We start from the raw sequence: 15,815 nt of genomic DNA on the forward strand, positions 1-15,815 counted from the left end.
TACTTGTTTGCTATTTAGTTAGAATATAATATTAAAGCAACACCTAAAAGTATACCAGCAAGCGGAATAAGCTTTTTTCGTTTGTTTTTTTCTTTAAACAAAATTCCGCCTAATAATACGGCTATTAAAATTTGACTCCTTTTTATGGCAGATAAAAGCATTATTAATGCATCTGGATCTTGTAGTGCTTTAAAGTAAAAATAATCTGCAGTTTGCAATAAAATACCAACAGCGGGTATAGACCAACGCCATTTAAACGCTTTTCTTTTGTCTGCCTTTGGAAACCAAGTTATGGCTAGTATAACTAATAATATTAAAATAGTATACCAGCAAAACCAAAACTGTAGTGTTTGCGGATTTAAATTTACCTGTTGTATTAAAAATTTATCATATAAACCGCTAGATGAGCCTAAAAAAGTAGCACCTATTATAGCAAATATCCATTTGTTCTTTTTAAAATTGATACCTTCTTGTTTTCCAATTCTAGAGTATAAAAAAACAGAAAATATGATTAAGAAAAAGCCAATCCACTGCCAATAATTTGGTCGTTCATGATAAATAAAAATTGCACCAATAAAAGTAAAAAAAGGTCCGGCGGAACGTATTGGAGTAACAATAGTAATGGGCAAATGTTTTAAGGCTTGGTAAGCCAATACCCAAGAGCCAGCCATTAGCATAGATTTTATAACAATTAATGCGTGGTTTTGCCAAGGAATATCTGTGATGTAAAAACCAATTTCTTTAGTAAACTCAGGATAAAATTTAGATCCTAAATAAAAAGGTAGTAACAGTAAAAAACCAGCAGTTATAGTACCTAAAAGTACAGGAAAAACCTCATTGCCTTGTACAGCATGTTTTTTGCACAAATTGTGCAATCCTAAAAATAAAGCCGATAAAAGGCCTAAATACATCCACATGGCCGCGAAGATAGTTTTTTAGATAAATTTTAAGAGTGTTGTGTATTATTTTATGTCATATTTCTTCAATTTAAACGGATTTAAACTAATGTATATTATGGTATAGATAAATAACAGAAGTAAATACCAGGTATTACTTATTAAGTCTGTATATGTTAGTTTTCCTTCAGAAAAGCTTAAAATCATTAATACTTGTGCTCCATAAGGTAATAATCCTTGTGTAATACAGGCAAAAATATCTAATATTGAAGCCGTATTTTTATTGTCTAACTTATACTCATCGTTTATAGTTTTGGCAATAGTACCAGAAATAATTATGGAAACGGTGTTATTTGCAATAGCCATATTAACCGTACTTACTAGTGTGGCAATTCCAAATTGTGCAGATTTTTTACTCTTTATAAGTGTTTTTATTTTATTTAGAATATAGTCTATCCCTCCATTTTTAGCAACCAAAGCAGCTAAGCCACCAGACAATAAGGATAACAAAAAAATCTCTGTCATACTCGTAAATCCTGCATATGCATACTTAGTAGATTCAATTAGCGTAAAGTCACCGTAAAATATACCAATTATTGCAGCTAAAATTACACCAAGTAATAAGGTAACAAAAACGTTTACACCAATAACAGATAGTGCAATTACAAATACATAAGGTACTATTTTTAGTAGGTTATAATTATAGGTTGTATTTTCTAAACTATGCGCATTTAAATCTGCTCCTTTAAAAATTAATACAACAATTGTAATTAAAGCTGCTGGTAATGCAATTTTTATATTTTGTTTAAATTTATCGCTCATTTTAACTCCTAAAGATTGTGTTGCTGCAATAGTTGTATCTGATATTACAGAAAGGTTATCTCCAAACATAGCACCACCTAAAAGTGCACCACAAAGCACGGCTAAAGATGCACCACCTTTATCTGCAAACCCTATAACAATTGGTGTTAAAGCTACAATGGCACCTACAGATGTACCTGTAGATATAGATAAAAAGGCAGCAATAATAAACACTCCAAAATAAATGTATTGTATAGGAATTATATCTAACCCTAAACTCACAATAGCGTCTACACTACCTGTTTCTTTGGTAATTGTTGCAAATGCACCAGCCAACAAATATATAAGGCACATAGTTAGTATTTTACTATCTCCACAGCCTTCTAAAAGTGTATTAATTTTAGCATTAATAGTTTGTTTAAATAATAAAAAAGCGGCTATAATACCTGCAATAACAGCTATAGGCGCTGGTAATGCATAAAAGTCGTTCTGATAAATACCTACGCCTAAAAATGTAAATACAAATACAAATAAGGGTAATAATGCTATAAGCTTTGGTGTACTATTTTTTATTGCAGTCATTTTTATTGTTTTGCAGAATCACAATAAGAAAAAGACAAATAATAAGGAGTTAAATTAACATTTTTTCCAAAGTATTGGCTTATCCTTTTTTAGCACCTTGCTCGTTATTGCAGGTTGCTATCTCTTTTTTTTGAGATTCTTGATAATTAAGTGCGCAAAACTAAAGCATAACAACGAGATAAAATCATAATTTTCTGTTATTTTTTACCACCAAACAACAAAAAACTTTTCTAATTCTCCGTTAGGAAATTTTATCCAGCATAATGGAGACTTTTTGGCAGTAATTAAGGTGTTAACCTCTGCAGTAAATGTATTATATGTTAGCCAGTTTACTTGTGTTTTTACTTCTTGCAGCCAATTAGTTTTGTTAGGTATATAAAACTTACACTTATTAAATTGCTCTAATTGTGCATGCTTAACATAAAAACCTTTTACACAGTTCTTATTTAACTGCTTAAATTTTACACTTCTTTTGTAAGGTGTAAATAGTTGTGCTTTAAAAAATACACGTTGTTTAATTTTATTTAAACTTAAATTTAGCTTTTTAATTATTGGGGTTGTATGGGTGTTGTAGAGTAGTGGTAGTTGCTTATCTTTAAGTTTATCTAACTTTTTAATTAGAGAATCATTTCTGTTTGGTCCAATCCAATAATCTAACTCAGTACTACCAACCGTATCATCAAACAGGTAAAATTTATAAATTATTTCTATATGATAGGCTATTTTGTTTTTTATTAAAATACAGTCTATTTCACCAATAGTAAGCTTATTGTTTTGTATTTGTAGGTTTTCTGCTAAAATAGTAATGTCTTTAGATTGCTTAAAATCTGTGCTAACATAGCGTTCTACCCTTTTTCCTAATCTTAAATTTGTTGGTATCTTATCAGTAAATTTTGGAGTATCATTTTTTTCTAGTTCAAACTGTTTTAAACCATACACGCTGTTGCTTACCCATAGTGTTGGGGTATTTACATAACCAATAAACTGTTGCTCTATGTCTTTGTATTGTAATGTCATTTAAAACAAAGTAAACACTTGTACTAATTAATTAACTATTTCTACAAATAAAACTATATTTGTGATAATAAATGGTTTAAATGAAAATTAAAATAGCTCAATTTATATCTGTATTAGGACACCCGTTGTTGCTATTTCCTTTTTTAATTTTAATTTTTAATCTTAATGATAAGGAAACAGTCTTTTCCCATACCTTATCTCTTATTTATGGCATTTTTTTTCTAGTTTTAATTGCTTGGGTCTATATAGGAAAAAGAAGAGGAAAATATACAGACTTAGATGTATCTAACAAAAGGGAGCGTAGATCGTTGTATATATTTGCTTTACCACTAATGGTTTTGGTTCTTTTCTTTTTATTTTATACAAAACAGCCTGTTTACATTTGCACTAGCTTTTCTATAGCTACGCTTATGCTTTTAGCTTCTTTCGGAATTAATTTTCTTATAAAAATATCTATGCACGTGGCTATAAACATATATTTAGCACTTGCTATTATATTTGTAAATAGGCGTTTAGGTGTTGTTCTTATATTATTTACATTTTTAGTAATGTGGTCTAGACTTGTATTAAAAAGGCACACACCAAAAGAGGTTGTTACAGGCTTAATTATAGGCTCATTGTTTGGGCTAACCTTAGTACTTATTTCTTAGAAGTTCCTTAAAGTAATTTTAAAACGAAAATATATCAATTACAATTAAATATATATTAGATAGCTACATTTTTATATTCTAATATAAGACTCAGTAACTGTTTGGCTAGTTTTGGAGTGTAAAACAATCAAACATAAAAATGAAAAATACTTTAAAAATTACGTTTCTACTTGTTATGTTGTTAATAACTTCCTGTGGTAGCGATAAAGACACAATCAGAATTTCTACACTAGAAGGCTTACAAGCAGCCAAACAATTAGCAATGACTAGTTTTGGAGCCGATTTAGAAGTTTATAGGTTAGAGTTTTATTCTAAAGAAGATTTAAACTCAGATTTAGGTAGCATTACCATTAAGTATTTAAAAGATGGTAAATTATTTAGCAGACGTTATACCACAAAAACAAATTATGCTGAAGCTACTTTAGAAGATGAAAAGCTTTTGAATGATGCCTTTCAGAAAAAATTTCATATCAAAAATGCACAAGGTAAACTTAAAATTAGTGATCTAGATGTAGATGCTATTTTTTCTAATGTAAATAAAGGTGTTGTACTTATTGAAGAAGAAATGGAAATAGACAACTATCAAGTTAGAGAATACTACGTTGAAGTAGACACTAAGACAAATAAAATATCTTCAGATTTTGAAATACACGTAACAGAACCTAACAATGAAACCATTGAAGGACGTAATATAGTAACTAATTTTTATGAAGTTGAGTTTAAGGTCGATGAAAATGGTGAACTTACCATTAAAGGCTAATAGTAAATATACAATATAAAGCGTTCCCCGCTTTTTACAAAGGTTGTCCTATGTTCCTATAGGCAACCTTTTTTATTTTTAGGACTAAATTACATAGACAAAGTAAGTGTATGTAAAAGTTTTTTCTTACAAAAAATATTTTATAAGATAGATTTGTAATTTTATTTTCAGCTGTATTTACCAACAATATAGTTGTTTTACCGATAAAATGCATAAGTTTTAATAGGTTATTTATATGCCTGTTGAGTATTTGTCTAGTGTATATTTATCATATTTTTCTTGTTAAATAGTAGTTTCGTATTAAATAATTTTAGTCTGTTTCCCCAGGATATGAATTTTTTAGAAGAAAATAATTTAATCAATATTTAAACTACATTTTTTATGAAAAAGATTAGCCTACTATCAATTATTATGTTTCTACAATTGCTATTTGTTAATGCTCAGTACGATTGGGATAACATACCTATACCCGCAAATGCCGGATCAGGAAAAACGTGGCAATTACAAGTACAAGCCAGTGACGATTTTAACTACCAATTTTTACCTTCTACCAATGTTACCGATTTTGGCCCAGGAAATAATAAAAAATGGTATAATAAATACCATAATTTACCAAGTGGTGCTCCCAATAATTTTGAAGGTCCAGGACCAACAAAATGGATGCAAAACCACGTAGCTGTTTCTGGAGGTCATTTAAATATTTGGGCATCTAGAATCCCTGGAGCAACCAAGTCTTTTGTTGGCTCTAGCGGAAATTTAATTTCTAGACCAGAAACAAGAGCTGGTTGTATAACTAACAAAACGCGTGTAAAATTCCCTGTATTTGTAGAAGCTAGTATAAAAGTAATGAACTCTTCATTAGCTTCGGATATTTGGCTACTTAGCCCAGATGACACACAGGAAATAGACATTATAGAATGTTATGGAGGGCCAGGAGACGACAATAGAAATGGTTTCTTTGCAAATAAAATACACCTTAGTCATCATGTATTTATTAGGCCTCCAAACTTTAAAGATTACCAACCTGCAGATTTTAATAGTTGGTGGCAAAAAAATGGAGTTAACCAATGGGGAGGAAGAGTTGTAAGAATTGGTGTTAATTGGGTTTCAGCTACAAGATTAGAGTATTATGTAGACGGGCAAATGGTACGTGTTTTAGATGATACTGCAGTACAAACCAGATTAGCAGATGGTACTTGGCAATATACATACCCAGCTGGTGTAACAAGTACTGGTGTTAACGGACAGTTAGTTAGAGAAAATGGATATCAAAAAATGAATATTGCTACTAGTTTAAATGATGCAAAAAACAAGTCTAATATTAGTGTTATAGATCCATTTAATTATTTAAATAACCAGAGAAGATTTACAAAAGAAATGGATATTATTATTAATGTAGAAGACCAAAGTTGGCAAGCAGAGGCTAACAGATCTGCTACAGATAAAGAGTTAGAGAATTTTGAAAATAATAATTTACTTGTAAATTGGATTAGAGTATACAAACCTGTTAATGCTAGTAACTTTGTTAATACAGAGATTTCTAATAATTCTGCTAGAACTTTAACTTTTAATGAAGAAGAAAAGCAAGAGCTAGCAGTATTTCCTATTCCTGCTAAAGACGTTGTAAATATTAGTAGTAAAGACTATGTACAGGCTAAGGTTTATAATTTGCAAGGACTAATTGTTTTAAGAAAAGATGTTGCAGATGGTACACTAAATGTTTCTTCTTTAGAAAAAGGTATTTATGTACTAGAATTAGCCAAAGCAAATGGTGAGTCTACAAAGCAAAAAATTGTAATATCTAAATAACAATTTTCTTTATTAACTTAAAACCCAAAACATAAATTATGTTTTGGGTTTTATTTATAATTTAGTTTTTTCACTTTCCTTAGGTTCAACTTTAGAAGAATATTTTTTTAAAAATTGCTGCTGTTGCTGTAGCATTCTATTTCTAATTTTATCTAACTGCATAAAATCTTCTCCAAAATCACTAGAGAAAAAATCATCATTAAAAAAACTATCCATAAATATAGAGTCTATATCTTGTGGTGTTGGAAAGGAGTGTAAACTAGAGAAAAACTTTGACTTGTAACTGTGTAACAAGCTGTCTTTTTCTAGATCAGATAAGTTGTTGTATGTGTTACTAGATGACCAAGAGTAAATACTATCATACTGTATTAAATTTCCCTTATCATCATACTGTTTATTCACTTTCCAGTCACCTGGCGGAACTTTTTCTGCCGTTTTTGGCGTTGTTTCTTCTTTGTTATTTTGCCCATTACAACTAACGTTTAAGCAAATTAGTAGGGCTAGAGCTAAATACTTTTTCATAGTGTAAAAATTAATTAGACATTATAAAATAACAGGAAGCTAATTGTTAGCTCCCTGTTATTATTAATTAAGATATATTTATTGTTCTAGCAGGCTTTTGCTTTGCCTCTTCTTTTTTTGGTAAGGTAATATGCAAAATACCATTTGTATACTTTGCATCTATACTAGCGTCATTAACAGTTTCTGGTAGTGTAAAAGTTCTTTTAAAAGATGAGTATCCAAACTCTCTACGCGTATAGTGTTGGTTGTTAGTTTCTTCTTCCTCTTTAATTTCTGCAGAAATAGTTAAAGAGTGGTTATCTATTTCTACCTGAAAATTAGACTTATCTAACCCAGGAGCAGCCATATAAACTAAAAATGACTCTGGTGTTTCCTTAATATTTACCTTAGGCAAAGTTATACCTGTATTAAAGTTAGATGTAAATACAGTAGGTAAATCTAAATTAAACATATCGTCTATTACTCTAGACCAGCTAGGAAAGTTAATAGGTGAATTTGTGCTTGTTAAACCTCCGTTTTTAGGAACATTAATTAAATTGCTCATAATTACAAAAATTTTAAATTAAACAAAAAATCAAATACTTAATATGTAAGTAGTTAACAGCAAAAAAAATGCCAATTTATAAAACTGACACATTAAAAAAATCTTAATATTAAATACTTTTTTAAGCTCTAATAGATGGTGCACAAGAACCTCGTTTTAATAACATATATTCTCCGTTATTTTTAAACTCTTTAATAGAAGTACCTGCGTAGCGTTTAAATGTTTTAGATAAGTGACTAACATCTGTAAACCCTAATTCATCAGCAATTTCTGTAAGTGTAAAATCAGAGTTTAATAAGCGTATCTCTACTAACTTTAGCTTTCCTTTTATAATATATTCTCTTAGTGACATTTTTACTTGTTTTTTAAAATATTCACTAACATAGGTTGGTGACATCATAAAAACATCTGCCAAATTTTCAACTTTTAACAATTCCGCCTTGTCAATGTTTTCATTTATATATGCAAGCATTTTTGTAATTCTATTATCAGAATTATTGTTAGGAGTTTCAAAATAAGTACTGTTTTTAATATTGCGTATTAATATTTCTAAAATACTAGTCATAAAACTAGTTATTAAGCTAACCGAGTCTTCACCATAACTTCTAGACTCTTGCAATATCATATCTATTAAACTTTCTAAATAATTGCGGTCTACTTCATTTTTAATAATATCTCCAGGCAATTGGTTGTAATTAGATAGTATGTATGATGCTTCTTTAAACCATTCATTTCTATCTATAGTCACTTTATTTACATTTTTAAAAAACGAATCTGTAAATTTTAAAAACACAAAATTAGTAGACTCTTTTATATTAAAAGAATGGCATTTTAAAGGAGGTAACAAAAATATACTACCTTTTTCATATTCATAGTCGTTGTAGTTTATACACTGGGTTCCTTTACCATTTTTTATTAAAACCAACTCAAAAAAATTATTTTTAACAGGTCGCTGTTTCCAGTCTGTTAATTCTATTTCTTGTATTTCAAAAGGTTTATGTGCTTCTAGTACTTGCATTTTTGAGATAATTAAGCTTTAAATGCACTAAAATAGAATATATTTTGAAAATTGTATAAATATTAACCTTTATTTATACAATGCTATCCTGTGTAATTACTTATAAATAGATAATAAAGTGAGTACCTTTGCTAAAGGTATAATTATATTGTTTTAAAAATTAAATGGATTTATTTAATCAAACCAATTTATTTTCAACTAAAGAAGTCCGTAAAACTACTTTTGATTTACCAGGAGCGGATATTACGTTGTTCGAAAATTTCTTCAGCATTGAAGAGAGTAACAAGCTGTATAAAAGTCTACTTCATAATACGCCTTGGCAGCAAGAACAAATTAGCATTCACGGTAAATTGGTAGATTATCCTAGATTAACAGCTTGGTATGGAGATGTTGACAAAGACATTAAATACACGAATACAAAAAGTAAAATGCATTTGTGGAATAACGATTTACTTTTCATTAAAGAACGTATAGAGAAAGAGGTGGATATCAAATTTACACGCTGTTTACTTAATTATTACCGTGACGGAAAAGATAGCGTAGACTGGCATCAAGACTACAAAGGAGAACAACGAAAAAATACGGTTATAGGTTCAGTTACCTTTGGTGCAACCAGACCTTTTCAGTTAAAACACATATCAAGAACAGATTTAAAACGTGTAGATATTCCATTAGCAAATGGTAGTCTTTTGTTAATGCAAGGCGCTACACAAGAAAATTGGAAACATAAAATACCTAAAACAAAAAAACATATTCTACCTAGAATAAATTTAACCTTTAGGTGGATTGCTTAATTAAAAAAACTTGTATTAATAAAGGTTTAACATTAACTTAATGTACGTTTTAATGCTTTAAATCCTTTTTTTTAGGTTGTTTTATGAATATTTTAAGAATAAACCTCTAATTAACCTTTTTTTGTACCTACTTCTCCTTTTTTTGTACTATTAAATAGCTTTATACCCTACATATCTTTGCCTTAAAATTAAACAACATATAAAAAAAGATATAATGAATACACCAAACATTGCAAAGGAAGATATTTTAAACGCGTTTAACTACAGACACGCTACCAAAGAATTTGATGCATCAAAAACATTAACCGATGAGCAAATCAATTTCATCTTAAAAACAGCAAATTTATCTCCAAGTTCATTTGGTTTTGAACCTTGGCACTTTATAGTTGTACAGGATAAAGAATTACGTGAGCTATTAAAGCCAGTAGCTTGGGGTGCTCCGGTAAAATTAGATACTGCTAGTCACTTTATTCTAGGTTTGGCAATGAAAGCTCCTATGGTAAAGCATAATGCGCCATATATTGAACATATGATGAAAGAGGTAAAACAAATGCCGGAAGATGTTGTAGAAATGTACTCTAAATTTTACAGAGAGTTTCAGGAGCGTGATTTTACCTTAGATTCAGATAAAAAGTTATTCGATTGGTCATCAAAACAGACTTACATTGCTCTAGGTAATATGATGACTGCTGCCGCACTTACAGGAATAGATTCTTGTCCTATTGAAGGTTTCCATATAGAGGATACGGAAGCTTTATTAAGAGATAAATTCGGGGTGGATACAGATAAATATGGAATTTCTTTTATGGCTGCATTCGGATACAGAAAAGCAGATCCTGAATTCCCTAAGTCTAGAAGACCACTAGAGGACATTGTAACTTGGAAATAAGAAATAGTATGAAAGCAATAGGGTACAAAGAGAATCTTCCAATTGACAATATAAAGTCTTTACAAGATGTAGAATTGGAAACTCCAAAAGCTACGGGAAGAGATATTTTAGTAGAAATAAAAGCTATTTCCGTAAATCCGGCAGATTATAAGGTACGTGCAGGAATGCCTGCAGAAGGTGACAACTGGAAAGTTATTGGCTGGGATGCTACCGGAATAGTTACAGCAATTGGTGAAGATGTGACTCTTTTCAATGTTGGAGATGAAGTTTGGTACGCAGGCGATTTTACTCGTCAAGGTAGTTATGCAGAATATCAAATTGTAGATGAGCGTATTGTTGGTAAAAAACCACAAAGCTTATCTTATGCTGAAGCTGCTTCATTACCATTAACCACACTTACAGCCTACGAAATGTTGTTTGATCGATTAGAGGTATCTAAAGACGATGCCAACAAATCTATTTTGGTAATTGGTGCCGCTGGTGGTGTAGGTTCTATTTTGGTGCAATTGGCTAAAAAACTGACCAAGTTGAATATTATAGGTACGGCTTCTCGTGAAGAAACTACGTCTTGGTTAAAAGAATTAGGTGCAGACACGGTTATTAACCACAGAAATAAATTGAGCGAAGAGTTCGAGAAATACAATTTACCGGCTCCGGAGTATGTAGTAAGCTTAAATGCTACGGAACACCACGTAGATGAAATTGCTAAACTGATAAAACCTCAAGGGAAATTCGGATTTATAGATGACCCAAAATCGCTAAATGTAATGCCTTTTAAAGGTAAAGCGGTTTCTACGCATATAGAGTTAATGTTTACACGCTCTATGTTTCAGACCGAAGATATGATTGAGCAGCATAATATATTGAACAAAGCTTCTGAATTAATCGACAACGGAACTATTAGAACTACGTTAGGAGAAAATTTTGGAACTATAAATGCTGAAAACCTTAGAAAAGCTCACGCTTTCTTAGAAACAGGTAAAGCAAAAGGTAAAATTGTTTTAGAAGGATTTTAAGTGCGATAAGCCAAAAAACATATTATAATGAAAATTAATATTACACTTGTAGCAGTAGCTATAACAGCATTATTTATAAGTACTACGGCAAATGCTCAAGTAAATACCATAGATTCTGTAGCCACTTCAAAAGTGCAACATTTCAATTTTGATGAAATGGAATCTGAGTCTATAGGTGAAGGCATTAAAAGAAAATGGTTTCACGGTGAAAAAGGGCAAATGACCATTTTTGACTTGGAAAAAGGAGCACATATTCCTTGGCATAAACACCCTAATGAGCAGATAACATACATTATGTCTGGTAAGGTAAAAATCAAGACCATAATTGATGGCAAAGAGGAATTTGTAATTGTTTCTGGCGGAGAAGTAATTGTTTTCCCAGAAAATGTACCGCACGAATTTTGGGCATTGGAAAAAACAGTGGATTTAGATGTTCACGTTCCTGTTCGCCAAGATTGGTTAAGTAAAGAATTACCAGATTATTTAAAGAAAAGTAAATAACAGAATATTATAACATTATAAAAAGTATCAAAATGAAAAAAACAATATTACTTGCATTAGCAATAGCAACAACGGCATATACAAGTGCACAAACACCAACAACGGATCCTGCCAAATCTGAAAATGAGGTGGTAACGGCAGACAATGTAGAATGGGGTTGGTTAAATCCGTTACGTGGAGACAAAAGTCCGGCTGCCGGAAAACTTTGGGGAGATCGTACAAAGAATGAACCTGCAGGTTTTTTAGTGAAATTTAAAAAAGGATTTTCATCGCCTCCACACATTCACAACATCACTTATAGAGGTGTTGTAATACAAGGTTTATTACACAATGACGATGAAAAAGCAGAAAAACAGTGGTTGCCAGCAGGATCTTATTGGCAGCAACCAGCAGGAGAAGCACATATTACAGCTGCTGATGATAATGAAAATATGGCTTTTTTAGATATTCAAGAAGGACCGTATTTAGTACAACCAACATCGGAAGCTTTTGATAATGGCGAAAGACCTATTAATGTAGACAAAACCAATATGGTTTGGCTAAATGCTAACGATATTGAATGGGTTTCTGCAAAGAGTAATGTTGAAACTGCTTTTTTATGGGGAAGCCACGAGGAAAATCAATTGCGTGCAACACTTTTAAGGTTACCAGCAGGCTTCAGTGGAAAAATCAAAAATTTGAGTCCTAATTTTAGAGCAGTTGTTATTTCTGGTGGTATAACTCATCAGTTTTCTAAAAAAGATGCTAAAAATGAGTTGCAGCCTGGTTCTTATTTTGGAGCTAAAAAAGGTGCTACATCAAAAATTTCAACAGAAAAAGAAACAGTTATTTACATAAGAAGTAACGGTAATTTTGAAGTGAAGTAATGAAGAAAAAGGCAAGTTTAGTATTAAGTTTAATCATTTCAATTATGGTTACACAGGCTCAAAATACTTTAGCAGAATTAGAAATATACGCAACCGTAGACCAAGCAGTTGGTAATATCACATTTACTAATTCAGGAGATTTGGTTTACAGTCATCATCCATTTTTTTCTCCGGATATAAGAGTGGTGAAGTTTGATAAAAAAACGAATACGACAACGCCTTTTCCTAATTTAAAATGGAATACACCACGAGAAACCGATGATAATTACTTGAGCAATGTTTTAGGAATCCGTAATGATGAAAATGGTGTTATCTGGATGATAGATATGGCGCAACGTAACAATGTAACGCCAAAAATTGTAGGTTGGAATACAAAAACTGATAAATTAGAACGTTTATATTACTTGCCAGAGTCAAGTGTACCTTCAATTAGCCAACCTAATGATATGGTGGTTGATACCAAACACGGTTATTTTATTATTGCCGATGAAGGTATTGGTAAAGGAGGAGATGGAAGCAAGGCAGCTTTTATCATCGTAGATATGAAAACGGGAAAAACACGTCGGGTTTTGGAGGGTACACGTACTACAAAACCAGAAAATACCCCAACGGTTATAAATGGTAAGCATCTGGCAGTAAACGGTAAAGATTTGTTGATTGGTAATGACGGAATTACTGCCGATGCTAATTTTGAATACATTTACTACGGACCGTTAAACGGACCAAAAATCTATCGTATTAAAACACTGGATTTGGTAAATGAAACGTTTACAGATGTCGAATTAGATGCTAAAATTGAAACCTATTCTAATAAGCCTAATAATGGAGGAATGTCTATTGATAAAGAAGGAAACATTTACTTAACAGCTTTGGAGACTAAAAGCGTAGCTGTAGTTTTAGCAAAAGACCGAAGTGTAAAAACTATGGTGCAAGATGAGAATATGGTATGGCCAGATGGTGTTAGTTACAATCACGCAGATGGGTACATGTATGTTTCAGCCGCACAGGTAAATATGGGAGCTCCTTTTAATGATGGTAAAAGTGTAGCGACCAAGCCTTTTTATATTTTTAGGTTCAAGCCTATTGTTAAAGGCGTTGCTTTTAGATAAAAAATAATATAAATAAACCATTTAGAGGCTGTTTTTTTAGTATATTACTTGAAAGACTGTTCCCCAATGAAAAGTCGCTTTAGGGCGACTTTTCTATTAAAAATAAAACCAACAAAATGCCACGTACCATAATTGAAAATATTGTAATTCAAGAATACAAAGAGCAAACGTTTTTTGAATTTTGTAAATACACAACCATTCGGTTTTTTGAAATTGTTTATTTTGAAAAAGGTACAGGGACCATTAAAATTAATGGTAAAACGGTAAACTATTCGGCTAACAGTATTTTCGTTTTTGTGCCAGATGATATTTATATTGTAAATCCGGAATCGGCAACTACAACTGTAGCCATTAAGTTTTTAAAGAGCTTTTTTAGGGGAGATGCTCCGCAAAATGCAAATCTTCCAATTAACGATTGGTTTCGTAAAATTGAAGGTATTTTAAACAGTGAAAGTCATCAATTACGTGAAATGCGTTTTGAAACGGAATCGGACAAAATACACCTAATATCACTGATAAAAATGGTGGCTGCGGAAAACGATAAAAAGAAATCGTATGATCTCTTTATCATTCAAAATTCACTTTCTGTAATTCTTCATTTAATTGCGCGTAACATTCAGTTTTTAAATGCCGATATGAGTACCAAAATTGTTGAATCGTCTAAAATTCAGCAAATCATCAATTTTATTCACGCTAATATTTACAATTCAGAATTGCTTACCACCAAAAACTTGGCAGAAGAGTTTCATATGGCGGACAATTATATTAGTGAGTACTTTAAAAAGCATACCGATGTTTCTTTAAAAAAGTACATTCTTAACTACAAATTAAAACTGGTAGAAACCCGTTTAAAATATACCGATTTGCAGTTTTCAGAAATTGCAATGGAATTAGGGTTTACAGACTCTAGTCACCTTAACAAAACTTTCCAAAGCTACAAGGGGATGACTATTGGGGCGTATAAGGCTAGTATTTCTGCATAATTTTTCAATGAAATAGTTTTTTATAACTGCTGTCATCGATTTTCATAATCGATGGTTTTAGGGTATTCTATAGTTTGTTTACCTAAAAAAATTCCATTAACCTTTTTTTTTACCAGAAGCCCTTTGTTTTTTACCCATTTAAAAGTGTATGTCCAAGATACCTTTGTACTATAATTAATACAGAATAAATATCAACCAAAAACTTAATACTATGGACTACAAGAATTTTCAAACATTTACGGCAAAACAAACAGGAGGAATTTTAACAATTGATATCAACTTTGGACCAGTAAACGTACAAGGACAAGAAATGTTAGCAGATTTAAGCAGCCTTTGTTTACGATTAGAAAGAGATAGAAGTGTAAAAGTAGTCGTTTTTGAATCTTCTAATCCAGATTATTGGGTGTGTCATTATGATACCAACTTGCTTAGAGATATGTCTATAGAAGCAGTACCAAGAAACGAAGTACAGTTATTGGACTTACAAGCTGTTTTAGAACGCTTAAGCAAAGTACCACAAGCAACTATAGCAAAAATTGAAGGTTTTGCGCGTGGTGGCGGACACGAAATGGCATTGGCTTTAGATATGCGTTTTGCAGCCAGAGGAAGAGCCAAATTTATGCAAATGGAAGTAGGTATGGGCATTTTACCCTGTGGTGGTGGAGCTTCACGTATGGCAAGACAAGCAGGATTAGGAAAAGCATTAGAAATAATATTAGGAGCAAGAGATTGGGATGCTGATGAAGCTGAAAAATTTGGAACCATAAACAAAGCTTTAGACGCTGATGAAATAGGACCTTATGTGAATGCTTTGGCAGAACGTATTTCAAAATTTCCGGCAGATTCTATTGCAGCTAGCAAACGCGCAGTTTATGCGTCTATAGACTTACCAATTAAAGAGGCTTTAAAAGAAGAAGCGTACCAATTGTTTCAGGCAACAAGTAGAACACCAGCCGTTAAGCGTTTTCAATATGCAGATGATAACGGTGCCCAGTTTGACCATAACAACCAAAAGAATTGGGAGCAAATGGTGATGGATATTCAAGAAGTAAATTAAT

General features: G+C 31.6%; 17 protein-coding genes and 1 riboswitch. Of the genes, 11 read left to right on the forward strand and 6 right to left on the reverse strand.

Features of this window, described 5'->3' with window-relative positions; translation table 11 throughout:
• Positions 1–14: 14 nt before the first annotated feature.
• The 3 genes from CELLY_RS14350 to CELLY_RS14360 all read right to left on the reverse strand — a co-directional run bounded on the left by CELLY_RS14350 (position 15) and on the right by CELLY_RS14360 (position 3,296).
• Complete coding sequence (locus CELLY_RS14350) at positions 15–917, reverse strand: DMT family transporter (protein ID WP_013622415.1); 903 nt, start codon at positions 915–917, stop codon at positions 15–17.
• Positions 918–962: 45 nt separating this feature from the next.
• Positions 963–2,279: a Na+/H+ antiporter NhaC family protein gene (locus CELLY_RS14355; RefSeq protein WP_013622416.1), complete on the reverse strand. Its 1,317-nt coding sequence runs from the start codon at positions 2,277–2,279 to the stop codon at positions 963–965.
• Between the two features lie 50 nt (positions 2,280–2,329).
• Positions 2,330–2,430: riboswitch (SAM-I-IV-variant riboswitch) on the reverse strand.
• A gap of 53 nt (positions 2,431–2,483) precedes the next feature.
• On the reverse strand, positions 2,484–3,296 hold the full coding sequence (locus CELLY_RS14360) for a DUF1853 family protein (RefSeq protein WP_013622417.1): 813 nt from the start codon (positions 3,294–3,296) through the stop codon (positions 2,484–2,486).
• Between the two features lie 80 nt (positions 3,297–3,376).
• Here CELLY_RS14360 and CELLY_RS16770 point away from each other — a divergent pair, with 80 nt between their 5' ends.
• The 3 genes from CELLY_RS16770 to CELLY_RS14375 all read left to right on the forward strand — a co-directional run bounded on the left by CELLY_RS16770 (position 3,377) and on the right by CELLY_RS14375 (position 6,515).
• Positions 3,377–3,946 carry a phosphatase PAP2 family protein gene (locus tag CELLY_RS16770; protein WP_013622418.1) on the forward strand — a complete coding sequence of 190 codons (570 nt, stop codon included), beginning with the start codon at positions 3,377–3,379 and terminating at the stop codon, positions 3,944–3,946.
• A gap of 139 nt (positions 3,947–4,085) precedes the next feature.
• Positions 4,086–4,706 carry a hypothetical protein gene (locus CELLY_RS14370; protein ID WP_013622419.1) on the forward strand — a complete coding sequence of 207 codons (621 nt, stop codon included), beginning with the start codon at positions 4,086–4,088 and terminating at the stop codon, positions 4,704–4,706.
• A gap of 381 nt (positions 4,707–5,087) precedes the next feature.
• Positions 5,088–6,515 (forward strand): T9SS type A sorting domain-containing protein, encoded by a 1,428-nt coding sequence (locus CELLY_RS14375; RefSeq protein WP_013622420.1) that lies wholly within the window; start codon positions 5,088–5,090, stop codon positions 6,513–6,515.
• Positions 6,516–6,569: 54 nt separating this feature from the next.
• Here the strand turns inward: CELLY_RS14375 and CELLY_RS14380 are convergent, their stop codons facing one another.
• The 3 genes from CELLY_RS14380 to CELLY_RS14390 form a co-directional block, all read right to left on the reverse strand.
• Complete coding sequence (locus CELLY_RS14380) at positions 6,570–7,037, reverse strand: hypothetical protein (protein ID WP_013622421.1); 468 nt, start codon at positions 7,035–7,037, stop codon at positions 6,570–6,572.
• Positions 7,038–7,104: 67 nt separating this feature from the next.
• Positions 7,105–7,581 carry an Hsp20/alpha crystallin family protein gene (locus CELLY_RS14385; protein ID WP_013622422.1) on the reverse strand — a complete coding sequence of 159 codons (477 nt, stop codon included), beginning with the start codon at positions 7,579–7,581 and terminating at the stop codon, positions 7,105–7,107.
• A gap of 121 nt (positions 7,582–7,702) precedes the next feature.
• The gene (locus CELLY_RS14390) at positions 7,703–8,599 is read right to left on the reverse strand and encodes an AraC family transcriptional regulator (RefSeq protein ID WP_013622423.1); all 897 of its coding nucleotides are present in this window, start codon (positions 8,597–8,599) and stop codon (positions 7,703–7,705) included.
• Between the two features lie 164 nt (positions 8,600–8,763).
• Here CELLY_RS14390 and CELLY_RS14395 point away from each other — a divergent pair, with 164 nt between their 5' ends.
• The 8 genes from CELLY_RS14395 (at position 8,764) to CELLY_RS14430 (ending at position 15,814) form a co-directional block, all read left to right on the forward strand.
• Positions 8,764–9,393: an alpha-ketoglutarate-dependent dioxygenase AlkB family protein gene (locus CELLY_RS14395; RefSeq protein WP_013622424.1), complete on the forward strand. Its 630-nt coding sequence runs from the start codon at positions 8,764–8,766 to the stop codon at positions 9,391–9,393.
• 214 nt (positions 9,394–9,607) lie between these two features.
• A complete protein-coding gene (locus tag CELLY_RS14400) occupies positions 9,608–10,282 on the forward strand; it encodes an NAD(P)H-dependent oxidoreductase (protein WP_013622425.1) in 675 nt (224 codons plus the stop codon).
• 8 nt (positions 10,283–10,290) lie between these two features.
• Positions 10,291–11,298, forward strand: coding sequence for a zinc-binding alcohol dehydrogenase family protein (locus CELLY_RS14405; RefSeq protein ID WP_013622426.1), 1,008 nt, complete (start codon positions 10,291–10,293; stop codon positions 11,296–11,298).
• Positions 11,299–11,325: 27 nt separating this feature from the next.
• Positions 11,326–11,799: a cupin domain-containing protein gene (locus tag CELLY_RS14410; RefSeq protein WP_013622427.1), complete on the forward strand. Its 474-nt coding sequence runs from the start codon at positions 11,326–11,328 to the stop codon at positions 11,797–11,799.
• A 32-nt stretch (positions 11,800–11,831) separates the two neighbouring features.
• Positions 11,832–12,665, forward strand: coding sequence for a DUF4437 domain-containing protein (locus CELLY_RS14415; RefSeq protein ID WP_013622428.1), 834 nt, complete (start codon positions 11,832–11,834; stop codon positions 12,663–12,665).
• Positions 12,665–13,774 (forward strand): L-dopachrome tautomerase-related protein, encoded by a 1,110-nt coding sequence (locus CELLY_RS14420; RefSeq protein ID WP_013622429.1) that lies wholly within the window; start codon positions 12,665–12,667, stop codon positions 13,772–13,774. Before CELLY_RS14415 ends, CELLY_RS14420 begins: the two co-directional genes overlap by 1 nt.
• Before the next feature lie 116 nt (positions 13,775–13,890).
• Positions 13,891–14,757, forward strand: coding sequence for an AraC family transcriptional regulator (locus tag CELLY_RS14425; protein ID WP_013622430.1), 867 nt, complete (start codon positions 13,891–13,893; stop codon positions 14,755–14,757).
• Positions 14,758–14,968: 211 nt separating this feature from the next.
• A complete protein-coding gene (locus CELLY_RS14430; RefSeq protein WP_013622431.1) occupies positions 14,969–15,814 on the forward strand; it encodes an enoyl-CoA hydratase/isomerase family protein in 846 nt (281 codons plus the stop codon).
• Position 15,815 lies beyond the last annotated feature (1 nt).

The sequence above is a fragment of the Cellulophaga lytica DSM 7489 genome (genome assembly GCF_000190595.1).
Taxonomy (GTDB): Bacteria; Bacteroidota; Bacteroidia; order Flavobacteriales; family Flavobacteriaceae; genus Cellulophaga; species Cellulophaga lytica.